Raw genomic sequence first — 22584 nt, 5'->3', positions numbered from 1 at the left:
CCTTCGAGACCAAGGTGCCGCGCGTGACTTGTTTATTTCCGAATCACTAATAATCCGCCGATGGACCAGATCACCGCCATGCGCGTCTTCGCCCGGGTGGTCGAGGCCGGCACCTTCACCCGCGCGGCCGATTCGCTGCAGATGCCCAAGCCCACCGTGACGAAGATGGTGCAGCAGCTGGAGACGCATCTGCGCGTGAAGCTCTTGCAGCGCACGACGCGGCGCGTGACGGTCACGCCCGAGGGCGCGGCGTATTACGAGCGCACCGCGCGCGTGCTGGCCGAGCTGGAAGACATCGAATCGGACCTGACGAACGCGCAGGCCAATCCGCGCGGCCGGCTGCGCGTGGACATCGGCTCTTCGCTGGCCAACCGGATACTGATTCCGCAGCTGCCCGCGTTTCATGCGCGCTACCCGGAGATCCAGCTCGAACTGGGCGTGAGCGACCGGCCGGTCGATCTCATCGGCGATGCGGTCGATTGCGTGATCCGCGGCGGCGTGCTGAGCGACCAGCAACTGGTCGCGCGCCGCATCGCGCTGCTGCCCTACGTGACCTGCGCGACGCCCGGCTACCTGAAGCGCCACGGCGTGCCGAAGGTGCCCGCCGACCTGAGCGATGGCTCGCACCGCGTGCTGAGCTATTTCTCGTCGCTGAGCAACCGACCCTTTCCGCTGCGCTATGCGCGCGGCGACGAGCGCATCGAGATCAACGGGCATTCGGTCGTGGCGGTGAACGAGAGCACCGCGCATTTGACGACGCTGCTCACGGGGCTGGGCGTGGGGCAGACCTTCGCGTTCATGGCCGCGCCGCACATGGCCAGCGGTGCGCTGGTCGAGCTGCTGCAGGGCTGGGCGCCCGAGCCGCACGCCATCCACGTCGTGTACCCGCCCAACCGGCACCTGAGCGCCAAGCTGCGCGTGTTCGTCGATTGGGCGGTGGAGATCTTTGCGCCCTACAACAAGGCCGCCAAGCGCTGAAGCGCCCGCGGCTTCGGCCCCATCACCCCGGCTGGTACTGGTACAGCCAGGTCTCCGTCAACGTCTGCTCGCCGTTCTTCAGGTAGAGCCGCATGTCGATCGGCTCGTTGCCCTCGGGCGTGAAGTCGAACTGCGCGCGCCAGTGGCCGGGCACGCCGTTGGGCACGGCCTCGGCGAACACATACGAGAACTTGCCGCGCGGCGCCGTCAGCACGAGCTCGGGCTTCACGCCGAAGGGCACCGTGGTGAGCGGCTGGCCGATGAACTCGACCATGAACTTGCGCACGCCCTGCGGACGCGGCTGGCCCGGCTGGCCGCCGCGGCCGATGCGCGTGGCCACGCAGCGCGCGAGCGGCGAGGGAAAGGGCTCCTGGTCGGTCCAGTGCAGCCGGTACTGCAGGCTGTAGCTCGCGCCGGCCTTGGCATCGGCCTTGGGCACCCAGAAGGCGACGACGTTGTCGTGGATCTCGTCGTCCGTCGGAATCTCGATGAGCTGCACCGAGCCTTCGCCCCAGTCGCCCAGCGGCTCGATCCAGAGGCTGGGGCGCTTCTCGTAGCCGACGCCGTCCTGGTAATGGTCGAACGACCGGTCGCGCTGCAAGAGGCCGAAGCCGCGCGGCCTGGTGTCGGCGAAGGCGGAGGCGCGCGTCTGCGTGGGGTTGTTGAGCGGGCGCCAGATGCGCTCGCCCGCGCCGTTCCAGATCGCCAGGCCATCGGAGTCGTGCACCTCGGGCCGCCAGTCGATGGCGGTGGGCTTGATGGTCTCGGAGTACCAGTACATCGAGGTGAGCGGCACCAGGCCCAGGCGCGCCACGTCGCGGCGCAGGAACAGGCGCGAGTCGATGTCCATGATCACGGCCTTGCCGCGCTGCATCACGAACTTGAAGACGCCCGTGACGCTCGGCCCTTCGAGCAGGGCGTAGACGGTCATCGAGGTGGTGTTGTTCGCGGCCGGCGTCTCGAAATAAAAGCGCGTGAAGGTGGGGAATTCCTCGGGCTTGTCGGGCACCGCCACGTCCAGCGCGAGGCCGCGCGCCGACAGGCCGTACTGGTACAGCTCGCCGATCGCGCGGAAGTACGAGGCACCCAGGAAAGCGACCCAGTCGTTCTTCTGCCAGTCGAGCTTGCCCTGGTCGCCCAGGCGGCTTTCCTGCAGGCGAAAGCCCGCGAAGCCCGCGCCGGGCGGGAGCGCCCGCGCGGGGCTGTCGGGGGGCATCGAGAAGTAGTCGGGGCTGTAGAGCACTTCGCGGGCGAAGGCGTCGCCGTCGGAGTTCTCCAGCACGTGCATGCGCACCGGCGTCTGGAAGAAGCGGCCCAGGTGAAAGAAGGTGACGGGGAACGCGCCGGGCCCTTCGCGGAAGAGGGCGTTGGCGGGGTCGAACCTGATCTTGCCGTGGGCGTCGTAGTCGATCTTCTCGAGCACCTCGGGTGCGAGCGGCGTGGCGGCGACATAAGGCTGCGCGGCCAGCCGCTTGGCCTGCGCGACGAGCCGATCGAACGAGAAGGGCGAAGGCTGGCTCAGTTGCAGGCCGTTGGCGGCCAGCGCCTCTTCGGGCAGTCCAAGGGCGGCGAGTGCGGCGGCGGCACCACCTGCGGCAAGGAAGGATCGGCGATCAAGCATGTGTTTCTTGAGGGTTTCGGTTCTTTGGGGGGAAGGGAAAACGGAGCGAGGCGCGGAGTGATTTTCCGCGATGGAAGCAGCCGCCAGCATGCCGCATCTGCAGCGGCACCCCGCGTCAGCCATTCCGCGCAATGCAGGCCGGACAAAGCCGTCGATTCGGAGAATTGTGCGTTTATGTATCGGCGACCTTCAGCATGTCCACGGTGCCCAGCGCATACACCGCATAGAGCGGCACGCCGAAGACCATGCGGAACACCGGGCCGAGCACCGTGGAGGCGAGGCCGAAGCCTTCCATCACGCGGTAGGTGCTGTCCAGGCGCAGGCGCGGGTGCGGCTCGGTCAGGTCCGCGGGCCGGCGCAGGCCCCAGAGAAACTCGGCGCCCGTCGGCCGCACCGACGGATGGTTGCGGGCGCGGCCGGTGGCGATCCAGCACATGGCGTCGAAGGCCAGCACCGAGCCCGCGGGCGCCCGCTCGCCGAAGGCGGCGAGCACGGCCTGCACGGTCTCGGGCTTCAGGTACATGAACACGCCCTCGGTGAAGAGAAAGACCGGCTGCGCGTTGCGCTTCTTCGGCAGGCCCAGCTGGTCCCACCAGTCGGGCGATGTCAGGTCGAGCTCGCGCACGTCGTGGCGCGGATGGGTCTCGGGGATGAGTTCGCGGCGCAGCGCGAGCACCTCGGGCAGGTCGGCATCGGTCATGCGCGACTTGTCGTCGTCCAGCCACTGGAAGTAGTGGCTGAGGCCGCAGCCCATGTTCACCACGTGCGCGCCGGGATGGCGCTTCAGAAAATCCTGCGCGAGGCTGCGAAAGCGGCGCGTGCGCGCCAGGATGCCGTAGATGGTCGCCCGGTCTTCGGGCAGGGCCTGCCCGTCGTCGCGGATCTTCTCCAGGATGGCCGCGGCATAGGCGTCCCGCACGGCCACCTGCGGAAAGATGGCGTCGCCGGACGCGCGCGCGGCCAGGGGAATCCGCAAAGTGGAGGGAACAGCCGACAGGCGCCGGGCGAGCTTGCTGGTCGTCATGAATGCAGGAGCGAGATCATGCGCAAAGTCTCGCGGCTCCCGCGCGCCCGGGCAAGTCAGTCTTTTGTACAGCCACCCGGTCAGGTGGCCGTCAAGTCTTTACTTGGCCGTCGGCATCACGAACTCGGCGCCCTTGGGCGTGCTCTCGGGCCAGCGCTGCATGATCGACTTCTGCTTGGTGTAGAAGCGCACGCCTTCTTCGCCGTAGGCGTGCATGTCGCCGAACAGGCTCTTCTTCCAGCCGCCGAAGCCGTGCCAGGCCATGGGCACCGGGATCGGCACGTTGATGCCCACCATGCCCACCTGGATGCGGCGGCTGAACTCGCGCGCCACGTTGCCGTCGCGGGTGAAGCAGCTCACGCCGTTGCCGAACTCGTGGGCGTTGATGAGGTCCACCGCGTCCTTGAAATTGGCCACGCGCACGCAGCTGAGCACCGGGCCGAAGATCTCTTCCTTGTAGATGCGCATCTCGGGCGTGACGTGGTCGAACAATGTGCCGCCCATCCAGAAGCCGTCGCCGCAACCCTCGCCGGCCACGTTGCCGTCGAACGAACGGCCATCGACCAGGAGCTTGGCGCCTTCCTTCTCGCCCAGGGCGATGTAGCCGGTGATGCGCTCGTGCGCAGCGCGCGTGACGATCGGGCCCATCTCGGCCGCGAGGTTGGTGCCGTTCAAGACCTTCAGCGACTTCGTGCGCTCGATGAGCTTGGGGATGACCTTGTCGGCCACGTCGCCCACCAGCACCGCCACGCTGATCGCCATGCAGCGCTCGCCGGCCGAGCCGTAGCCCGCGCCGATCAGCGCATCGACCGTCTGGTCGATGTCGGCGTCGGGCATGACCACCATGTGGTTCTTCGCGCCGCCCAGCGCCTGCACGCGCTTGCCGTGGCGGGCGCCCGTTTCGTAGATGTAGTTGGCAATGGGCGTGGAGCCGACGAAGCTCACGGCCTTGACGTCGGGGTGCTCGATCAGCGCATCGACCGCGACCTTGTCGCCCTGCACGACGTTGAACACGCCATCGGGCAGGCCCGCTTCCTTGAACAGCTCGGCGATGCGCAGCGACGGGCTCGGGTCGGTCGGGCTGGGCTTGAGCACGAAGGTGTTGCCCGCGGCAATGGCCACCGGGAACATCCACATCGGCACCATCACCGGGAAGTTGAAGGGCGTGATGCCGGCGACCACGCCCAGGGGCTGGCGCAGCGTCCAGTTGTCGATGCCGGTGCTCACCTGGTCGGTGAAGTCGCCCTTGAGCAGCTGCGGGATGCCGCAGGCGAACTCGACGATGTCGATGCCGCGGCTGACTTCACCCTGCGCGTCGGTGAAGACCTTGCCGTGCTCGGCGGTGATGAGGTGGGCGAGCTCGTCCTTGTGCTCGTTGAGCAGCTGCAGGAACTTGAACATCACGCGCGCCCGGCGGATCGGCGGCGTGTCGGCCCAGGCCGGGAAGGCCGCATTGGCGGCGGCCACGGCGGCGTTCACATCGGCAATGGCGCCGAGGGCGACCTTGGCGGTGACGGCGCCGGTCGCGGGATTGGTCACGTCCTGCGTGCGGCTCGATTCGCCGGGCGCGTGCTGGCCTGCGATGAAGTGGGCAATCGATCCGGGCTTTGAGGATGCAGAGGTCATGGGAGGGCCAAGAAGTGGTGGGGATGCGCCCAAGTCTAGGAAGGCGAGGGGTGCCTGCCTATACTCCAGCGCTGAATTGTTTGTTCGCCAAACTGAACAATGGAACCATGGATACGAAAAAAGCCGAGTCGCTCTGGGCCCATCTGCACTGGCTGATCGTGCTCGGCCAGCAGGGCAGCTACACCGCCGCCGCCGCGCGGCTGGGCGTGAGCAAGGCCGCGATGAGCCAGCGCATCACCGAGCTGGAGCGGGCGGTGGGCGTCACCCTGGTGCGCCGGACCACGCGCAGCATGCGGCTCACCGAGGCCGGACAGCGCCTGGTGGACCAGACCCGCGAGCCCTTCGAGCAGATCGCCCACAGTTTCCTGAACGCGCGTGACCTGGCCGGCGAGCCGCGCGGGCTGATCCGGGTCACCGTGCCGGTGGCGCTGGGGCGGCAGCAACTGGTGCCGCGACTGACCGAATTTCTCCTGGCCCATCCGTCGATCCGCATCGAGATGGAGTTCTCGGACCGGCTCAGTTCGCTGGCGATGGAGGGCTTCGACCTGGCGATCCGGCATGCGTCCGCGCCGCCCGACACGCACGTGGCCTGGCGGCTGTGCGCCACGCGCTCGGTGCTGGTGGCGAGCCGTGCCTATCTGCGCCGCAAGGGCACGCCGCTCACGCCGCACATGCTGGCCGCGCACGATTGCCTGCACTACCCGCGCGGGCAGGAGACGAACGTGTGGTCGTTCGAGCGGCGCGGTGGCCGCGCGCGCCAGGCCGAGCGCATGACCGTGCCCATCGACGGGCCGCTGGCGGCCAACAACAGCGAGGCGCTTCGCGACGCCGCGCAAGCCGGCCTGGGCGTCGCGCTGCTGCCGGACTTCAGCGCGCAAGCGGGCCTGCAGTCGGGCAAGCTGGTGGAGGTGCTGCCCGACTGGCGGCCCACGGGGGCTTTCGCCGAAGAGATCTACGCCATCCGGCCGTATTCGCTGCACATACCGCGGGCCGTGACCTTGTTTGTCGATCACTTGCGCGAAGCGCTGAAGGCGGGGTTCCAGGTGTGAATGCGAGGGTGAGCGTGGGCGCAGCTCAGAGCTTCTTCTTCATCGAGGCGAGATAGAAGCCTTTGACGTAGTCGTCGATGCGCCCGTATTCCTCATAGCCCTGCTTGAGATAGAAGCCGCGGGCCTGCCACTCGAAGGTTTCGAGCGCCGCGCCGCGCGCCCCCAGCTTCATGGCGCGCGCTTCGGCCTCGGCGAGCAGGCGCGTGCCCAGTCGTTGGCCGCGTGCGGCCTCGGCCACCCAGAGCACATCGATGCGAAGCCAATTCAGGAAGACGTAGGCGCGCAGTCCGCCCACCAGTTCTTCGCTCGCATCCCTGGCGTTGAGGCACACCGGCTGCGCCTGCGGGTACTCGCCGACGAAGCCGTAGTTGAACTGCCGCAGGTGGCGGCCGAGCACGCCGCTCCTGACTTCTTCTTCGGTGGCGATCGCGATGTGGGGAGGTGTCGGGCTGGTCATCGGCGGATCATGAATCGCACCAGTGCCGAAAGTCATGGGTGTGAAAAAAGATATTTTTTGACATGATATGTCGTCACACATATAGTGAACGCATCGAAGTCCCGATCGCTTCCAACGGGACATGACCACAAGGAGAGGTATGCAATCACTGCTCGATCAACTCAAGGGCCTCGATGCGCTGGCGGGCGCCGCAATGGGCGGGCTGCCGGTGCAGCTGCAGCCCATTCCGGGCAGCACGCCCGTGGTCCAGGTGAGCATCGAGGGGCGCGATGAGCTGCCTATCTTCATTACCAGTTCCGACATGCAGATCATCTGCATCTGCTACCTCTGGACCGAAGACGAGGTCAAGCCCGAGCGCCGCACCGAGTTGCTCGAATCGCTGCTCGACCTGAACCCGTCGGTGCCCCTGTCGTCCTTCGGGCGCGTGGATGGCCGCTACGTGCTCACCGGTGCGCTGGGACGCAATGCGCGCGTGGAAGACGTCGCACGCGAAGTGGCCGTGCTCAGCGACAACGCGCTCGATGCGCTGGACGCCCTGTCCGAATTCCTGAATTAAGCGGAGACCCCCATGACAGTCATCAAGAAGCTTGTCACCCTGCTGCGCGGCAGCGCGCGCGAAATCGGCGAGAGCGTGGTCGACAGCAACGCCACGCGCATCTACGAGCAGGAAATCATCGACGCCAAGCACAGCATCGGGAAGGCCAAGGGCGACCTCACCGGCGTGATGGCCAAGGAGATGCAGTCGGCCCGCGAGATCGAGCGCCTGAAGAACGAGATCGCGCGCTACGAAGGCCTCGCGGTGGAGGCGCTCAACAAGACGCAGGAAGGCCTCGCGCTGGACGTGGCGGCCAAGGTCGGCACCATCGAGCAGGAGCTCGAGGAGCAGGCCAAGGCCCACGCCTCGTATGCGCTGCAGGTCTCCAGGTTGAAGGAACTGATCAAGTCGGCCGAGGCGCGCATCCGCGAGCACGAGCGCGAGATCGGCATCGCCAAGACCACCGAGAGCGTCTACCGCGCCACGCAGTCCATTTCCGAGAACATCGGCAGCGGCGGCTCGCGCCTGGCCAATGCGCGCGAATCGCTCGAACGCATCCGCGCGCGCCACGAAGACCTGGCCGACCGCATGACGGCCAGCCAGGCGCTCGAAAACGAACTGGGCCACCAGGCACTGGAGAAGAAGCTGGCCGCCGCGGGCATCGGCAGCGACGCCGACCGCACCGGCAAGGTGATGGAGCGCATCCGCGCCCGCCAGGCCAACCCGAGCGGAGCCGCCTCCGAATGAACGTGCGGGTCAAGCCGGTTCGCTGGCAGGGCTCGGACGAGGCGATACGCGCCGTGCAGGTGGCGTTCGACGTGGAGGAGGCCGTGCTGGAGGCGGTGCGCACGGCGGCTTTCGAGCAGCACGTGTCCACCTCCGACCAGATCCGCCAGGTGCTGGGCCTTGCGACCACGTCCAGGCCCAAGCGCCCGCGCCTGACGGTCTCGCTCAGTGGGGCGGACTACGAATTCCTGGCGAAGCGCTACGGCCTGGCCGCCGACGACCGGCTGGCCATCAAGGAGAGGGCCACGCGCGACCTGATTGCATTTGCAAGTGGTGAGAAGAAGGGCGCCGGCGCAGGGAAGCCGGGCCGCAAATAGAACAACAAACACAACCCGCTCGCGGGAGGATCAATGGGCAATTTCATGGATGCGGTGGTGGCGTACCCCACCGCGATCTACACGGTGCTGCTGGGCGTCGTGGTGATCTATTGGGTGCTCGCGGTGCTCGGCATGGTCGACATCGAACACAGCGGCATCGACGTCGACCTGCACACGCATGCCGACGGCGACTCCAGCGATGTCGGCCAGCTCGCCAGCTACGTCGTGGCCTTCGGCCTGAACGGCGTGCCGTTCTCGGTGGCGGTGAGCCTGCTGGTGCTGGTGTCGTGGACCGTGTGCTGCCTCGGCGGCGAGTGGCTGCTGCCGCTGGTGCCGACGATGCTGCTCAAGCTCGTGGCCGGCACGGTGCTGCTGGTGGTCAGCGCGGCCATCGCCATTCCCGTCACGGCCATCGCCATCCGGCCGCTGCGCGGCCTCTTCGTGAGCCACACGGCCGTGAGCAACGCCGCGCTGGTCGGCCAGGCCTGCCGCGTGGTCACCGGCGTGGTGAACGAAAAGGACGGCCGCGCCGAAATCTCGCGCCGCGGCGCGAGCCTCAACATCCGCGTCTGGGCACCCACGCCCAACACGCTCAAGCGCGGCTCGCACGCGCTCATCCTCGAATACGACGAGGTGGCCGGGCGCTACCTCATCGCGGCGCACGAAGACATCGTCTGATCACGCGCACCCCTTACTGTTCGTCCGCTCTCAAAGCAAATCTGGAGAAAAAATGGAGCCCATCATCTTTGCCGTGGTCATACTGGCCGTGGTCATCCTTGGCCTGTTCGCGATGTTCGCCAAGTTCTATCGAAAGATCGAACAAGGCCACGCACTCATCGTGAACACGCTGCGCGCCGAGCCCGAGGTGACCTTCACCGGGCGCATGGTCTATCCGATCATCCACAAGGCCGAGCTGATGGACATCTCGGTCAAGACCATCGAGATCGACCGCTCCGGCAACGAAGGCCTCATCTGCCGCGACAACATCCGCGCGGACATCAAGGTGAAGTTCTTCGTGCGCGTGAACAAGACCGCCGACGACGTGCTGAAGGTGGCGCAGGGCATCGGCTGCGCGCGGGCCTCCAACCACGAGACGCTGGAGGAGCTGTTCTCCGCCAAGTTCTCCGAGGCGCTCAAGACGGTGGGCAAGTCGATGGACTTCGTGGACCTCTACCAGGCACGCGACGGCTTCCGCGACCAGATCATCAGCCAGATCGGCAACGACCTCTCGGGCTACGTGCTCGAAGACGCGGCCATCGACTACCTGGAGCAGACCCCGCTGTCGGAGCTGGACGCCAACAACATCCTCGATGCGCAGGGCATCAAGAAGATCACCGAACTCACGGCGGTCGAGCATGTGCGCACCAACGAGCTGCGCCGCAACGAGGAAATGCAGATCAAGAAGAAGAACGTCGAGACGCAGGAAGCGCTGCTCGAACTGGAGCGCCAGCAGGCCGACGCCACTTCGCGCCAGCACCGCGAAATTGCCAGCGTGCGTGCCCGCGAAGAGGCCGAGACTTCCAAGATCCAGTCCGAAGAGCGCACCAAGTCCGAAACCGCGCGCCTGCTCTCGGAGCAGACCGTGGCCGTGCAGCAGGAGAACGTGCAGCGCGAAAAGGAAGTGGCCGAGAACAACCGCAAGCGCGCGGTGGCCGTCGAGGAAGAAAAGGTCACGCGTGCCCGCGACCTGGAGATCGTCGACCGCGAGAAGGAAGTGACGCTGCAGCGCATCGAGAAGGACAAGGCCGTCGAAGTGCAGAAGAAGGCGATTGCGGACGTGATCCGCGAGCGCATCGTGGTCGAGCGCACGGTGGCCGAGCAGGAAGAGGCCATCAAGGAACTGCGCGTGGTGGCCGAAGCCGAGCGCACCAAGAAGTCGGTCGTGATCATGGCCGAGGGCCAGGCCGACGAGAAGATGGTGATCGACGTGAAGGCGGCCGAAACCCAGGAAAAGCGCGCGCGCCACAAGGCGGCCGAAGAACTCACGCTGGCCGATGCGAAGCTGAAGGTGGCCGAGCGCGATGCCGAATCGAAGAAGCGCGAAGCCGAGGGCATGGAAGCCATTTCCGCCGCACCGGGCCTGGCCGCCGCCAAGGTCGAGATCGCCACCGCGCAGGCGCGCCTGGCCACCTTCGAGGCCGAAGCCTCGGGCAAGGAAAAGCTGGGCCTGGCCGACGTGCACGTGCGCCAGGCCGATGCCGACGCGATCCTCAAGGCCGGCCAGGCCGACGCGCAGGTGATCGAGGCGCGCTCGCAGGCCGAAGCCGCCGGCATGCGCGCCAAGTTCGATGCCGAAGCCTCGGGCAAGGAAAAGCTCGGCCTCGCCGACGTGAACGTGCGCACGGCCGACGCCGAAGCCACGCTCAAGTCCGGCCAGGCCGATGCGCAGGTGATCGAGGCCCGCTTCAACGCCGAGGCCAAGGGCCTGCACGAGAAGTTCGAGGCCATGAAGTCGATGAGCCCCGAAACCCGCGACCACGAAGAGTTCCGCATGCGCCTGGAGAAGTCGCACATCGAGACCATGAAGGGCATCGACGCGCAAACGTCCATCGCCAAGGAACAGGCCGACGTGCTGGGCACGGCGCTGGCCAACGCCAAGATCGACATCGTGGGCGGCTCGGGCGACTACTTCGACAGCTTCGTGCGCTCGCTCTCGGTGGGCAAGGGCATCGACGGCGTCATCTCCAAGAGCCAGGCGGTGCAGGTCGCCTTCAAGGACCAGCTCTCGGGCGAACGCGACGTGGTGAAGGACCTGCGCGACATCGTCGGCGCGCTGGGCAATTCGTCGGGCGAGATCCAGAACCTGAGCGTCGCCTCGCTGATGAGCCGCATCGCCGCCGATGGCACCGACAAGCAGAAGTCGGCGCTGCAGAACCTGATCTCCACTTTCCGTCCGTTGAACGGGAACGTGCAGTGAACCCCAACCTGAAGTGCAGCTGCACCGGCCGCGCGCCGATGCAGCCGGTGGCGCTGGCCGAGGCACTGCTGGGCGTGCAGTGCGCCGATTGCAGCGGCATGGTGATGGCCATGGACGACTGGCGTGCCTGGAAGGCCGCCGACCCGAAGCGCGTGCCGCACGAGGTCGACGACGAAGTGATCGAGGTGTTCGACCTCGCCGCCGTGCGCCACTGCCCCGAGTGCGACCGGCTGATGCAGCGCCTGCGCGTGAGCGCGGGGCCCGACTTCCGCATCGACCGCTGCGTGGCCTGCCAGAACCTGTGGTTCGACGCGGGCGAGTGGCGCGCCCTCGTGAGCCGCGGCCTCGCGGGCCGGCTCGACGAACTGCTGTCCGACGGATGGCAGCGGCGCCTGCAGACCGAGGAGGTGCGCGAAGCCCGCCTGGCCGCGCTGCGCCGCCGCTACGGCAACGACTGCATCGACGAGCTGGACCGCATCCGCGCCTGGCTCGACACCCAGCCCCACCGCGACGAACTGCTCGCACTGCTGCGCGCGGCCTGACCGCGCCGATCCATGCAACCCACCGACGAAACCGGCGCGCCATCCGGCGCCCAGGCGCCAACCGACCCGACCGAAGCGCTGGTCTCGGGCAGCGGCAGCTACGACCTGCTGAAGAAGCGGCTCGAAACCCAGGGCGAGGGCCTGCTCAAGAAGACGCAGGCGCTCAACGAGCAGCGGCTGGCCGAGTTCGGCCGCTCCGACCAGACCCTGATCCTGCGCACGCGCGCGCGCACCGAGAACAACGCCGTGGCGCGCGACATCGTGCGCATCGGCGACCTGCTCTTGTTCGGCTACAACGTGTTCATCGGCCTTCGCAAGGAAACGGCCGTGGGCGACGTGTTCGGCCTCTACCGCCTCGCATCGCCGGGCGAAGCTGCCACCGAGAACGACGAGCTGCAGCCCGTGCCGCTGGCCGGCACCTTCCTGGAGGACACGCGCTTCGTCTCCGACTTTCGCGAGCTCTACGCCTACTACAAGCAGGCCACGCTGCTGCAGCTGCGCGTGACGCAGGACAAGCTGCTCGCCTCGTTCCAGATCGGCCAGCAGCTGCACGACGTGCGCGTGTTCCGCTGGGCCATCGAGCGCGACGGCAGCATCCAGTACATCGACAACCGCGGCGAGCGCGACATCGCGCTGCCCGCGAGCCACGATTTCGAATGGACCGTCGCCACGCGCGAGGACCACGTGGGCGGCAAGCACCCGCACGTGAACGTGCTGGACACGGTGTTCGTCGAAACCCTGGGCGGCGACCTCACGATCAAGATCGAGAACAACACCGAGACGGGCCTCGGAATCTACAGCGAGCCGGTGGAGGACAAGAGCCAGTCGCTCACCGATGCCGAGATCGCCTGGGCCAAGCTGGGCATGTTGATCCTGCTGCGCGTGAAGCCGTACCGCGAGCAGGTCACGCGCTACCTGGTGTTCAACATCCGCACGCAGCAGGTCGAGCGCATCGACGCCATCGGCGGCTCCTGCGTGCAGCTGCCCGAAGACCACGGCATCATTTTTCCGGGTGGGTACTACCTGCAGTCCGGCGAATACAAGCGCTTCGACCTGCCGGCAGAGGTGGTGGAGCACCTGCGCTTCAAGCGCATGCTGCGCTCGCCCAACGGCGAGGACGTGGCCTATGTCTTCTACGACCCGAAGCCGGGGCGCTACGCGCTCTTCAACTACAACCTGATCGACAAGAAGCTCGCCACGCCGATCATCGCCAACGGCTACGCGCGCTTTGCGGACGGCCGCATCCTGGTGTTCCACGACAACGACTGCGAGCCGACGCGCGTGCACCCGATGCAGCTGTGGCAGACGCCCTTCGCCAGCGAAGAGCATGTGAGCGCGCAGCCGCCCGCCACCGGCTTCTTCGGCAAGATCGGCAACGCCGAGCTGGTGCGCGGCGTGAGCGACCTCATGGGCATCGCCCGCGCGGTGCGGGAGCAGGCGCCGACCAAGGCCGCCTACGAGGACCTCATCCGCCAGTGCACCCGCGTGAGCGACGCCTATTTCTGGCTCGATGCGCCCGAGGCCACCGGCCTCATGGCCGAGCTGCGCAGCATTGCCGACGTGGCGCGCAGCACGCTGGCCGAATTCGAGAAGGTCGACACCATCCGGCGCGAAACCGCGCGCGCACTGGCCCGGGCCGAGGACGCGCAGCATGCGCTGCTGGTCGACATTGCCAGCACCATCTGGCGCGCGCCCGACGATTTCGTGAAGGCGCTCGGGCGCCTGCGCGAGCGCCGCGGCGCGCTGCAGATGCTCAAGGAGCTGCGCTACGCCGACCTGCCGCGCATCGCCGCGATGGACGCCGCGCTGGAGGTCGAGCAGCAGCGCATCGGCGAACGCGCGATGCAGTTCCTGGCGGCCGACACCGCCTTCAACGGCCAGCGCCAGGCGCTGGACAAGCTCGCGCTTGAATTGCCCAACCTGGCCACCTCGCCCGCGCTCGGGCAGATGCTAGCGACGCTCGACGAGCAGGCCGCGGGCCTCGATTTGCTGACCGAGCAGCTGGGGAGCCTGCCGGGCGGCGATGCGGTGATCCGCACCTCGATCCTGGACCGCATCTCGCTGATCTACGCCGACATCAACCGCATGCGCGCCGATGCGCGGATGCGGCGCAAGTCATTGGGCGCGACCGAGGCGCGCGCGGAGTTCGGCGCGCAGTTCAAGCTCTTCAGCCAGGCGGTGGAAAACGCGCTGGAGTTCGCCGACACGCCCGAGAAGTGCGACGACGCGCTCACGCGCCTCCTGGCCCAGCTCGAGGAAATCGAAGGCCGCTTCGCCGAGCAGGAAGATTTCCTCGCCGACATCGCCGAGAAGCGCGAGACCGTCTACGAGGCGCTGTCCGCGCGACGCCAAAGCCTGGTGGAAGCCCGGCAGCGCCGCGCCCAAGGCGTGGTCGATGCGGCGGGGCGCATCCTGGACGGCATTCCGCGCCGCATCGCACAGCTGGCCGACCTGACGCAGGTCCACAGCTACTTCGCGGCCGACCCGATGATCGGCAAGCTGCGCACGCTGATTGCCGACCTGCGCATGCTGGGCGCCGCGGTGCCCGCCGACGAGCTCGACACGCGCCTGAAGACCGCGCGCGACCAGGCGCTGCGCTCGATTCGCGACAAGCGCGAGCTGGTGAGCGAGGGCGGCGACACGCTGCGCCTGGGCCGCCACGCCTTCACCGTGCACCGCCAGCCGGTCGACCTGACGCTGGTCGCCCGCGACGAAGGCATGGCCTACCAGGTGACGGGCACCGACTACCAGAGCCCGGTGGACGAGCCCCGCCTGCTGCCGCTGCAGCGCTACTGGAACCAGTCGCTGGTGTCGGAGACGTCCGGACTCTCGCGCGCCGAATACCTTGCGGGGCGCCTGCTGGAAGCGCTGCTCGACGGCAAGGCCGAGCGCAGCTGGGCCGATGTGCTCACGTTGCTGGCCGAAGACCCGCTGCATCCGCAGCTGCTCGACATGGTCCGCCGCTTCGCCGCCGCGCGGTACCAGGAGGGCTACCAGAAAGGCATCCACGACGACGACGCCCTGCGCCTGTTGGGCGCGCTCGTCGCGATGCAGGACCAGGCGGGCCTCCTGGCCTGGGGCCCGACCGAGCGCGCGCTGGCCTTGCTCTACTGGCAGCACGGCCACCTGATCGCACACCGCGAATCGCTGCTGCGGCGCGCGCGGGCCGCGATGCAGATGCAGACCCTGTTCGGCCGGCGCGACGCGCTGGAGCAGCTCGAAGCGGACACGGCGCGCGCGCTGAACCATTTCGCGCGCGACGTGGTGCCCGACATGCTGCCGCTGGCGCAAGGCGCGGACGAAGAAGCACGCGACGCGCACGACGGCCGCGTTTCCACCCTGTGCGACCAGGCGGCCGCCTACCTCGTGCGCGAACTGGCCGGTGAGCGCGGCGGCGAAACCTGGGCCGTCTCGGGTGCGGGCGAAGACCTGGCGGCCGCGCTATTGCGCGAGCTGGAGCGCAGCGGCCGGCGCGACGCCTGGCAGCACGACCTGGATGCCGCCCCGCCCGCGGAGCGCTGGCGCCTCGCGCGCGACTGGGTGCGCGCCTATGCCGTGCACCAGGCACCGCAGTCGATCGACTGGGTGGACGACGCAGCCAGCGTGCTGGCCATTCCGCTGCAGCGCACCCGCGTCAACGCGGCGCTGGACCGCACGGTCGAAGGGCTGCGCGGCGAGCACCCGCGTGTCGCCGAAGGCCGCCTCACGCTGAACCTCAACGACTTCTGGCGCCGCTTCCTGTTCCACACCATGCACGCGGTGCCGGGCTACGAGGCGCTGCAGAGCCTGCGCCACGAGCTGCTGGAGCGCGAGAAGGCACGGCTCAAGCTCGGCCAGTTCCAGGCCAGGCCGCTCTCGACGTTCGTGCGCAACCAGCTGATCGACGAGCTCTACCTGCCCATCATCGGCGACAACCTGGCCAAGCAGATCGGCTCGGCGGGCGAGGGCAGCCGCACCGACCGCATGGGTCTGCTGCTGCTGATCTCGCCGCCCGGCTACGGCAAGACCACGCTGATGGAGTACGTGGCGGACCGGCTCGGCCTGATCTTCGTGCGCATCAACTGCCCGGCGCTCGGCCACGGCGTGACGGCCATCGACCCGGCCAACGCGCCCAACAGCGCGGCGCGGCAGGAGCTGGAAAAGCTCAACCTGGGCCTGGCGATGGGCAGCAACGTGATGCTGTACCTGGACGACATCCAGCACACCAGCCCCGAGTTCCTGCAGAAGTTCATCGCGCTGGCCGACGGCACCCGCCGCATCGAGGGCGTGTGGAACGGCGAGCCGCGCAGCTACGACATGCGCGGCAAGCGCTTCGCGATCGTGATGGCGGGGAACCCCTACACCGAGTCGGGCGACGTGTTCAAGATCCCGGACATGCTGGCCAACCGCGCCGACATCTACAACCTGGGCGACGTGCTCTCCGGCCGCGAGGCGGCCTTCGCGCTCTCGTACATCGAGAACAGCCTGACCTCCAACCCCACGCTGATGCCGCTGGCCTCGCGCGACCCGAAGGACGTGCCGCTGCTGGTGAAGATGGCGCAGGGCCACGACGTGCCGAGCAGTGCGCTCTCGCACGCCTACAGCGCGGTGGAGCTGGAAGAAATCAAGGCGCTGCTGCAGCGCCTGTTCCGGGCGCGCGACCTGCTGCTGAAGGTCAACCTCGCGTACATCGAATCGGCCGCGCAGCAGGAGGCCTACCGCGCCGCGCCGCCGTTCAAGCTGCAGGGCAGCTACCGCAACATGACCAAGCTCGCGGGCAAGATCACCGCGCTGATGCGCGACGACGAGCTCGATGCGCTCTTGCGCGACCACTACCGCGGCGAGGCGCAGACGCTGACCACCGGCGCGGAAGAAAACCTGCTGCGCCTGGCGCAACTGCTGGGCAGCCCGACGCCGGAAGAAAGCGCGCGCTGGACCGCCATCTGCGAGGCGTTCGTGCGGCAGCGCAAGCTCGGCGGCGCCGACGTGGACGGCAGCCAGCGCATCGCGAGCAGCATGCTGGACGTGGCGCGCGCCGTGGATGCGCTCAAGCCCGCGCCGCCCCCCGAAGGCGCGAGCGAAAGCCAGCGCCTGGCCGATGCGATGCTGCAGATCGCGGTGACCTACCGCGAACTGATCCTGCCGCTGGTGACCGCCACCGAACGCCGGCTCGAACTCGACCGCTCGATCAAGCAGGACATGGAGCGGCTGGCCGCCGAAGTGCACGCGACGCGGGCCGCGCCCAGGCGCGCGCCGCCGACCAAACCCGACAAGGATCACTGAGACATGCAGACCCCTTCCGCATCCGTGGCCGGCGAGCCGCAGGCCGCCTTGCCCGAACTGCTCGCGCAACTGGACGCCACCCTGGCCGACGCGCGCCTGAGCGACGACGAGCGCCGCGTGCTGGTCCACACGCTGCGCGAAGCCTCGCCGCCCGAAGACGGCCTGCGCCAGCTGCGCAACCGCGCCTTCGACCTGGTGCGCGCGCGCACGGCCGACCCCGAGCAGCTGTCGCTGCTCAAGTGGCTCGAAGGCGTGGTGCGCGCGATCGACACCGGCCGCTCGCCCGACGCGGTGGCGGTGCGCTCGCAGGCCTTCTTCAGCCCGGGCACGGGCTGCCTGCAGGCGATCAACCAGCAACTGAAGGCGGCGAAGCGCTCGGTGGACCTGTGCGTCTTCACGCTGTCGGACGACCGCATCACCGCCGAGGTGCTGGCCGCGCAGCGGCGCGGCGTGGCGGTGCGCTTCATCACCGACAACGACAAGGAGTTCGACCGCGGCAGCGATGTCGGGCAACTGCGCGCGGCCGGCGTTCCGGTCGCGGTGGACCGCACCGAGGCGCACATGCACCACAAGTTCGCGATCTTCGATGGCGCGCGGCTCATCAACGGCAGCTACAACTGGACCCGCAGCGCCTGCGACTACAACGAGGAAAACGTGATCCTGAGCAACGACCCGACGCTCGTTCGCCGCTTCGCGGACGAATTCGACACCTTGTGGAAAGAACTGCAGGCCGACTGATGGCGAGACGAATCGACTACGACTGGGAGCTGCCTCCCGAGATGCAGCAGCGGCTGGGCGGGACCACCTACGGCGCGCAGCGCATCATCCACGAACAGGGCCACCTGATGGTGATCCTGCACGAGCCGCCCGCCGGCACCGGCGCCGAGCGCAAGCCCTCGGTGTTCCTGCGCAAGCCCGACGGGGCGTGGCTGCACAAGGGCAACAACCCCGGCGAACGCGCGCTCGCCAAGCTGCTGGAGAGCTATCGCGCGGCGTTCAGCACCTTCGAGATCCGCCACCAAGCGGCGGAGGCCTCGGAAGACCTGTTCCAGATCCTCGGCCCGCTGATGCCGCTCACGCGTGCCGCGCGGAACATGCAGGACACGCTGCAGGCGGCCCGCGAGGCCGTCAAGGACGACGTGATGCTTGTCGACCTGCGCGACCTCGCCGTCGAAATATCGCGCGGCTTCGAACTGCTGCTGGCGGACACGCGCATGTCGCTGGACTACCGCCTCGCGCATGCCGCGGAGGCGCAGGCGCGCTCGGCCATGGAAATGAACCGCGCGCAGCACAAGCTCAACACCATCGCGGCGCTCACTTTCCCGCTGATGGCCATCGGCGCGGCCTTCGGCATGAACCTGCACAGCGGCGCAGAGAACCTGCCGGGTTGGGTGTACTGGGTGATCTTTGCGGCCGGCATCTGGCTGGGCGTGATGCTGCGCGGCTGGGTCAAGGCGCCCGTGGCGCCGCCGGTCGTTGCAAGGCCTGCGTCCACGCTGAAGAAGAAATAGGGCGGACAGGGCGAACACGGCGGTCCGGCCTTCGTGATTCGCGAGGTCTCGCTGCCGAATGGGCACTTCTCTTCATCGCGATCTGCTTCTAGAGTCGCCTGCGTCCGCACAAGGAGAAAAAACCCATGATCGACCACCTGGATCACCTGGTGCTCACGACCGCGAACGAAGAGGCCTGCGTGCGCTTCTACGTCGACGCGCTGGGCATGACGCTGGAGACCTTCGGCGCCGGCCGCAAGGCCTTTCGTTTCGGCCACCAGAAGATCAACCTGCACGTGAAGGGGCACGAGTTCGAGCCGAAGGCCGATGTGCCCACGCCCGGCTCGCTGGACCTGTGCTTCATCGCCAGCGTGCCGCTCGAAGCGGTCATCGAACGCCTGGGCGAGAAGGGCGTGGCGATCGTCGAAGGCCCCGTCATGCGCACGGGCGCCACCTCGCGCATCCGCTCGGTCTACGTGCGCGACCCCGACCTGAACCTCATCGAGATTTCAGAGCTCGCGCCCTGAAGTTCGCGCCCGATGGCGCCGTGCCGTCGCTACGCCTTGACGCCGAGCACCGACAGGATGATCGCCGCCAGCGTCAGGGTCACCGGCAGGCGGTGCGTGGCGATGGCGTGGACCTGGGCGACCGACAGCCTGGTTTGCTGAAGAAGGTTCTTTTCGGAATGAAGGGCTGTGGACATATCAAATACTCCTGAGTGGCTGCGAACGGCTTGTTCGCATGGGTTCGAAGATAGGCCTCGGGGAAGGGAGCGACACGGCGCTTTCGACGATGCGGCGTTTCCGTTTTCGCAACGATCGGGCGTTCAGGTCCTGGAACTTCCCGCCGCCTCCAGGATCAGGCTGGCGATCCGGTCCGGGTGCGAAATCAATGAAAGATGGCTGGATTCGATCTCGATCGTCTTCGCCTTCATGCGCTGGGCGAGAAAGCGCTCCAGCTCGGGCGAGGTGGTCCGGTCCTTGGTGGAAACCGCGTACCACGAGGGCTTGGTGCGCCATGCGGCCTGCGTGGTGCGCGAGGCGAAAAGCGTGTCGGAGATGCGGCCCTGCACGGCGTACAGCACGCGCGCCCTGGCCGGATCGAGGTCGCCCGCGAAGTCGCGGAGGAACGCCTCTTCGCTCAGCTGCGCAAAGCCGTTCGCCTTGACCAGGCCGGCGGAGGCGGGCGGCGTGGGGAACTTCGCGGCGAGCGCGCCGTAGTCCTCACCGGCATCGGGGGCGCGCGCGGCCACGTAGACGAGCGCCGACACCTTGGGGTCGACACCCGCCTCGCTGATCACCGTGCCGGCCCACGAGTGGCCGACCAGCACCGTCGGGCCGTCCTGCAATGCCAGGATGCGCCGCGTGGCCTCCACGTCGTCGGCCAGCGAGGTCAGCGGGTTCTGCACCGCGGTGGCCTTCAGGCCCGCTTGCTGCAGCCGCCCGATCACGTCGGACCAGCAGGAGCCGTCGGCATAGGCGCCGTGCACCAGCACCACGTTGCGCACGCCCGGTGCCAGCGTCTGCGCGAGGCCGCGGGTGGAGAGGGCGGATGCGGCAACGCCTGCGACGATGGCGGCGGAGAAAGAGCGACGGTTCATGGTGTCTGGGTCCTTGTGTGGCAACGGGTGATGAAGAGAGAGTCGATGTCCGTACTCTCGGCGTCACGCGTTCCGCACGAATTGCGTCCGCCCCCGTTTCGATGCAGATGAAGCGGGCGCGGATTACAGACGAAACATGGAGGCCGGACACGCGGTCCGGCTCGCGGCGCAAGCTAGCCCGCGATGAGCTTCTGCACCAGCTCCGCGGTGGTCGCCGCCGCGTACTTGCGCATCAGCCGCGCCCGGTGCAGCTCCACCGTGCGGTGGCTGATGCCCAGCGCCTTGCCGATCTCCTTGGAGGTCAGCCCCCGCATCACCTGCGCCGCCACCTCGCGCTCGCGCGGCGTGAGCTCGGCCTTCACCGCGCGGCGCGAGCCCAGGTCCTCGAAGGTCCAGATGCCGGCCTCGTGCGGCGCGGCACGGTTCATCGCGTGGCCGGTGACGTGGCACCAGAAGGTCTCGCCGGCCATCGCGCCATGCAGGCCGCCCAGCCGTTTCATCATGCGGTTGTCGGCGTAGTTGCCGTTGGCGTTCAGGAACGGTTCCATGCGCTTGCCGATGCGCTCGAACTCGGCCACGCTGGGGTAGAGGATGCTGAACGAATGCCCCACCAGGGCAGAGGGCGTTGCGCCGAAGATCTCGCACACCCGCTGGTTGCAGGCCACGATGGTGCGGTTGCTCGAGACGACCATGCCGACGGGGGCATGCTCGAAAGCCAGCCGGTAGTCGATTTCAGGCAGGAGGGCGATCTCGGGCATCGGGGGTCACCATTACGAAATACTACGTATGCGGGTACGTAGTATCGTTGACGGCTTCCCACCCCATCACCCACCCACTCTTCACCATTCCATCAAGGAGCCCGAGTGAACAAGATTTATCCCTCCGCAGACGCGGCACTCAAGGGGGTCGTGGCCGACGGGCAGACGCTCGCGGTCGGCGGCTTCGGCCTGTGCGGCATTCCCGAGGCGCTGATCGAGGCGCTGAAGGACTCCGCCGTGCAGGACCTCACCGTCATCTCGAACAACGCGGGCGTCGACGGTTTCGGCCTCGGCAAGCTGCTCGAGACGCGCCAGATCAAGAAGATGATCGCCTCCTACGTGGGCGAGAACAAGGAGTTCGAGCGCCAGTACCTCGCGGGCGAACTGCAGCTCGAATTCACGCCCCAGGGCACGCTGGCCGAAAAGCTGCGCGCGGGCGGCGCCGGCATTCCGGCCTTCTTCACCAAGACCGGCGTGGGCACGCAAGTGGCCGAGGGCAAGGAACTGCGCGAGTTCGGCGGCGAGACCTACGTCATGGAGCATTCGCTCGTGCCCGACGTGGCGCTGGTGAAGGCCGACGTGGCCGACAAGTCGGGCAACCTGCGCTTTCGCCTCACGGCACGCAACTTCAACCCCGCAGCCGCGATGGCCGGCAAGGTCTGCATCGTCGAGGTCGAGAAGATCGTCGAAGTGGGCGAACTGGCACCGGACGACATCCACCTGCCGGGCATCTACGTGCACCGCATCGTGCTCAACAGCAACCCCGAGAAGCGCATCGAGAAGCGCACCGTGAGCGCCGCGGTGCCGGCCGATGCGGCTGCCGCCAAGGTCGAGGCCCAGGCCGCCATCGCGCAGGCTGCGGCCGGCAGCGAAGTGCCCGCCAAGGTCGTCAACAAGAAAGAAGGAGCCTGACATGCCCTGGACCCAAGACCAGATGGCGGCCCGTGCCGCGCAAGAACTCGAAGACGGCTTCTACGTGAACCTGGGCATCGGCATCCCGACGCTGGTGGCCAACCACACCGGCACCAAGGAAGTGTGGCTGCAGAGCGAGAACGGCATGCTCGGCATCGGCGCCTTCCCGACCGAGGACAACGTCGACGCCGACCTCATCAACGCCGGCAAGCAGACCGTGACCACCATCCCCGGCTCGGCCATCTTCGGCAGCCACGACAGCTTCGCGATGATCCGCGGCGGCAAGATCAACCTGTCGATCCTGGGCGCCATGCAGGTGAGCGCCGAAGGCGACCTGGCCAACTGGATGATCCCCGGCAAGATGGTCAAGGGCATGGGCGGCGCCATGGACCTGGTGGCCGGCGTGAAGCGCGTGATCGTGCTGATGGAGCACGTGGCCAAGAAGAAGGACGGCACCGAGGACCTGAAGATCCTGGAGAAGTGCACGCTGCCGCTGACCGGCGTGGGCGTGGTCGACCGCATCATCACCGACCTCGCGGTGATGGACGTGGTGCCCGAAGGCCTGAAGGTGATCGAGCTGGCGCCCGGCGTGAGCTTCGATGCGCTGCAGGCGAAGACGGGTGCCAAGCTGATCCAGTAAGGTGCGCCCGCACCACGACGACAAGGGGCCGCTTTCGCGGCCCTTTTTTCTTGGATGAGAAACTACGCAC

21 protein-coding genes are annotated in these 22584 nt (G+C 67.7%); 14 read left to right on the top strand and 7 right to left on the bottom strand.

Annotated elements, in window-relative coordinates:
- The first annotated feature begins 60 nt into the window (after window positions 1-60).
- Window positions 61-978 (top strand): LysR family transcriptional regulator, encoded by a 918-nt coding sequence (locus BM133_RS11225; protein WP_093433715.1) that lies wholly within the window; start codon window positions 61-63, stop codon window positions 976-978.
- Window positions 979-1000: 22 nt separating this feature from the next.
- Here the strand turns inward: BM133_RS11225 and BM133_RS11220 are convergent, their stop codons facing one another.
- From BM133_RS11220 to BM133_RS11210, 3 genes are all read right to left on the bottom strand, one after another.
- Entirely contained in the window at window positions 1001-2599 is a 1599-nt protein-coding gene (locus tag BM133_RS11220; RefSeq protein WP_093433713.1) for an OpgD/OpgG family glucan biosynthesis protein, read from the bottom strand.
- A gap of 172 nt (window positions 2600-2771) precedes the next feature.
- Window positions 2772-3623, bottom strand: a complete 852-nt coding sequence (locus BM133_RS11215; protein WP_093433712.1) for a class I SAM-dependent methyltransferase — start codon at window positions 3621-3623, stop codon at window positions 2772-2774.
- Between the two features lie 99 nt (window positions 3624-3722).
- Window positions 3723-5249: a CoA-acylating methylmalonate-semialdehyde dehydrogenase gene (locus BM133_RS11210; RefSeq protein WP_093433710.1), complete on the bottom strand. Its 1527-nt coding sequence runs from the start codon at window positions 5247-5249 to the stop codon at window positions 3723-3725.
- A 107-nt stretch (window positions 5250-5356) separates the two neighbouring features.
- Here BM133_RS11210 and BM133_RS11205 point away from each other — a divergent pair, with 107 nt between their 5' ends.
- Window positions 5357-6298 (top strand): LysR family transcriptional regulator, encoded by a 942-nt coding sequence (locus tag BM133_RS11205; protein WP_093433709.1) that lies wholly within the window; start codon window positions 5357-5359, stop codon window positions 6296-6298.
- Window positions 6299-6323: 25 nt separating this feature from the next.
- On the opposite strand, the gene BM133_RS11200 is transcribed toward BM133_RS11205, so the two are convergent.
- The gene (locus BM133_RS11200; protein ID WP_093433707.1) at window positions 6324-6755 is read right to left on the bottom strand and encodes a GNAT family N-acetyltransferase; all 432 of its coding nucleotides are present in this window, start codon (window positions 6753-6755) and stop codon (window positions 6324-6326) included.
- Between the two features lie 139 nt (window positions 6756-6894).
- Between BM133_RS11200 and BM133_RS11195 the strand changes: the two genes are divergently transcribed.
- From BM133_RS11195 to BM133_RS11150, 10 genes are all read left to right on the top strand, one after another.
- Window positions 6895-7311, top strand: a complete 417-nt coding sequence (locus BM133_RS11195; protein WP_093433706.1) for a YjfI family protein — start codon at window positions 6895-6897, stop codon at window positions 7309-7311.
- Between the two features lie 12 nt (window positions 7312-7323).
- On the top strand, window positions 7324-8037 hold the full coding sequence (locus tag BM133_RS11190; protein ID WP_093433704.1) for a PspA/IM30 family protein: 714 nt from the start codon (window positions 7324-7326) through the stop codon (window positions 8035-8037).
- Window positions 8034-8393: a hypothetical protein gene (locus BM133_RS11185; protein WP_093433702.1), complete on the top strand. Its 360-nt coding sequence runs from the start codon at window positions 8034-8036 to the stop codon at window positions 8391-8393. The genes BM133_RS11190 and BM133_RS11185 overlap by 4 nt, the downstream gene beginning before the upstream one ends.
- 33 nt (window positions 8394-8426) lie before the next feature.
- Window positions 8427-9071, top strand: a complete 645-nt coding sequence (locus BM133_RS11180) for an OB-fold-containig protein (protein WP_093433701.1) — start codon at window positions 8427-8429, stop codon at window positions 9069-9071.
- Window positions 9072-9123: 52 nt separating this feature from the next.
- The gene (locus BM133_RS11175; RefSeq protein ID WP_093433699.1) at window positions 9124-11310 is read left to right on the top strand and encodes a flotillin family protein; all 2187 of its coding nucleotides are present in this window, start codon (window positions 9124-9126) and stop codon (window positions 11308-11310) included.
- Window positions 11307-11852, top strand: a complete 546-nt coding sequence (locus BM133_RS11170) for a TFIIB-type zinc ribbon-containing protein (protein ID WP_093433698.1) — start codon at window positions 11307-11309, stop codon at window positions 11850-11852. The genes BM133_RS11175 and BM133_RS11170 overlap by 4 nt, the downstream gene beginning before the upstream one ends.
- Before the next feature lie 12 nt (window positions 11853-11864).
- Window positions 11865-17114 carry a DNA repair ATPase gene (locus BM133_RS11165; RefSeq protein WP_093433696.1) on the top strand — a complete coding sequence of 1750 codons (5250 nt, stop codon included), beginning with the start codon at window positions 11865-11867 and terminating at the stop codon, window positions 17112-17114.
- Between the two features lie 3 nt (window positions 17115-17117).
- Entirely contained in the window at window positions 17118-17852 is a 735-nt protein-coding gene (locus BM133_RS11160) for a phospholipase D-like domain-containing protein (RefSeq protein ID WP_093433695.1), read from the top strand.
- Window positions 17852-18625 carry a magnesium transporter CorA family protein gene (locus tag BM133_RS11155; protein ID WP_093433693.1) on the top strand — a complete coding sequence of 258 codons (774 nt, stop codon included), beginning with the start codon at window positions 17852-17854 and terminating at the stop codon, window positions 18623-18625. The genes BM133_RS11160 and BM133_RS11155 overlap by 1 nt, the downstream gene beginning before the upstream one ends.
- A 125-nt stretch (window positions 18626-18750) precedes the next feature.
- The gene (locus tag BM133_RS11150; protein WP_093433691.1) at window positions 18751-19131 is read left to right on the top strand and encodes a VOC family protein; all 381 of its coding nucleotides are present in this window, start codon (window positions 18751-18753) and stop codon (window positions 19129-19131) included.
- A gap of 29 nt (window positions 19132-19160) precedes the next feature.
- On the opposite strand, the gene BM133_RS35140 is transcribed toward BM133_RS11150, so the two are convergent.
- The 3 genes from BM133_RS35140 to BM133_RS11140 form a co-directional block, all read right to left on the bottom strand.
- Window positions 19161-19307 carry a hypothetical protein gene (locus tag BM133_RS35140; protein ID WP_177224783.1) on the bottom strand — a complete coding sequence of 49 codons (147 nt, stop codon included), beginning with the start codon at window positions 19305-19307 and terminating at the stop codon, window positions 19161-19163.
- A 123-nt stretch (window positions 19308-19430) separates the two neighbouring features.
- Window positions 19431-20204 carry an alpha/beta fold hydrolase gene (locus tag BM133_RS11145; protein ID WP_093433690.1) on the bottom strand — a complete coding sequence of 258 codons (774 nt, stop codon included), beginning with the start codon at window positions 20202-20204 and terminating at the stop codon, window positions 19431-19433.
- 173 nt (window positions 20205-20377) lie between these two features.
- A complete protein-coding gene (locus tag BM133_RS11140) occupies window positions 20378-20944 on the bottom strand; it encodes a LuxR C-terminal-related transcriptional regulator (protein ID WP_093435260.1) in 567 nt (188 codons plus the stop codon).
- Between the two features lie 123 nt (window positions 20945-21067).
- Here BM133_RS11140 and BM133_RS11135 point away from each other — a divergent pair, with 123 nt between their 5' ends.
- Entirely contained in the window at window positions 21068-21874 is an 807-nt protein-coding gene (locus tag BM133_RS11135; protein ID WP_093433688.1) for a CoA transferase subunit A, read from the top strand.
- Between the two features lies 1 nt (window position 21875).
- Window positions 21876-22514, top strand: a complete 639-nt coding sequence (locus tag BM133_RS11130; RefSeq protein WP_093433686.1) for a 3-oxoacid CoA-transferase subunit B — start codon at window positions 21876-21878, stop codon at window positions 22512-22514.
- Window positions 22515-22584: the final 70 nt, after the last annotated feature.

Origin of the sequence: Variovorax sp. 770b2, from assembly GCF_900115685.1 — a bacterium.
Lineage (GTDB): Bacteria > Pseudomonadota > Gammaproteobacteria > Burkholderiales > Burkholderiaceae_C > Variovorax.
This window is presented reverse-complemented; position numbering and strand designations above follow the sequence as displayed.

Excerpts from the sequence above, each read along its gene's own strand:
- BM133_RS11225 (WP_093433715.1), top strand. The coding sequence starts at position 61 with ATGGACCAGATCACCGCCATGCGCGTCTTCGCCCGGGTGGTCGAGGCC.
- BM133_RS11220 (WP_093433713.1), bottom strand. The coding sequence starts at position 2,599 with ATGCTTGATCGCCGATCCTTCCTTGCCGCAGGTGGTGCCGCCGCCGCA.
- BM133_RS11215 (WP_093433712.1), bottom strand. The coding sequence starts at position 3,623 with ATGACGACCAGCAAGCTCGCCCGGCGCCTGTCGGCTGTTCCCTCCACT.
- BM133_RS11210 (WP_093433710.1), bottom strand. The coding sequence starts at position 5,249 with ATGACCTCTGCATCCTCAAAGCCCGGATCGATTGCCCACTTCATCGCA.
- BM133_RS11205 (WP_093433709.1), top strand. The coding sequence starts at position 5,357 with ATGGATACGAAAAAAGCCGAGTCGCTCTGGGCCCATCTGCACTGGCTG.
- BM133_RS11200 (WP_093433707.1), bottom strand. The coding sequence starts at position 6,755 with ATGACCAGCCCGACACCTCCCCACATCGCGATCGCCACCGAAGAAGAA.
- BM133_RS11195 (WP_093433706.1), top strand. The coding sequence starts at position 6,895 with ATGCAATCACTGCTCGATCAACTCAAGGGCCTCGATGCGCTGGCGGGC.
- BM133_RS11190 (WP_093433704.1), top strand. The coding sequence starts at position 7,324 with ATGACAGTCATCAAGAAGCTTGTCACCCTGCTGCGCGGCAGCGCGCGC.
- BM133_RS11185 (WP_093433702.1), top strand. The coding sequence starts at position 8,034 with ATGAACGTGCGGGTCAAGCCGGTTCGCTGGCAGGGCTCGGACGAGGCG.
- BM133_RS11180 (WP_093433701.1), top strand. The coding sequence starts at position 8,427 with ATGGGCAATTTCATGGATGCGGTGGTGGCGTACCCCACCGCGATCTAC.
- BM133_RS11175 (WP_093433699.1), top strand. The coding sequence starts at position 9,124 with ATGGAGCCCATCATCTTTGCCGTGGTCATACTGGCCGTGGTCATCCTT.
- BM133_RS11165 (WP_093433696.1), top strand. The coding sequence starts at position 11,865 with ATGCAACCCACCGACGAAACCGGCGCGCCATCCGGCGCCCAGGCGCCA.
- BM133_RS11160 (WP_093433695.1), top strand. The coding sequence starts at position 17,118 with ATGCAGACCCCTTCCGCATCCGTGGCCGGCGAGCCGCAGGCCGCCTTG.
- BM133_RS11155 (WP_093433693.1), top strand. The coding sequence starts at position 17,852 with ATGGCGAGACGAATCGACTACGACTGGGAGCTGCCTCCCGAGATGCAG.
- BM133_RS11150 (WP_093433691.1), top strand. The coding sequence starts at position 18,751 with ATGATCGACCACCTGGATCACCTGGTGCTCACGACCGCGAACGAAGAG.
- BM133_RS35140 (WP_177224783.1), bottom strand. The coding sequence starts at position 19,307 with ATGTCCACAGCCCTTCATTCCGAAAAGAACCTTCTTCAGCAAACCAGG.
- BM133_RS11145 (WP_093433690.1), bottom strand. The coding sequence starts at position 20,204 with ATGAACCGTCGCTCTTTCTCCGCCGCCATCGTCGCAGGCGTTGCCGCA.
- BM133_RS11130 (WP_093433686.1), top strand. The coding sequence starts at position 21,876 with ATGCCCTGGACCCAAGACCAGATGGCGGCCCGTGCCGCGCAAGAACTC.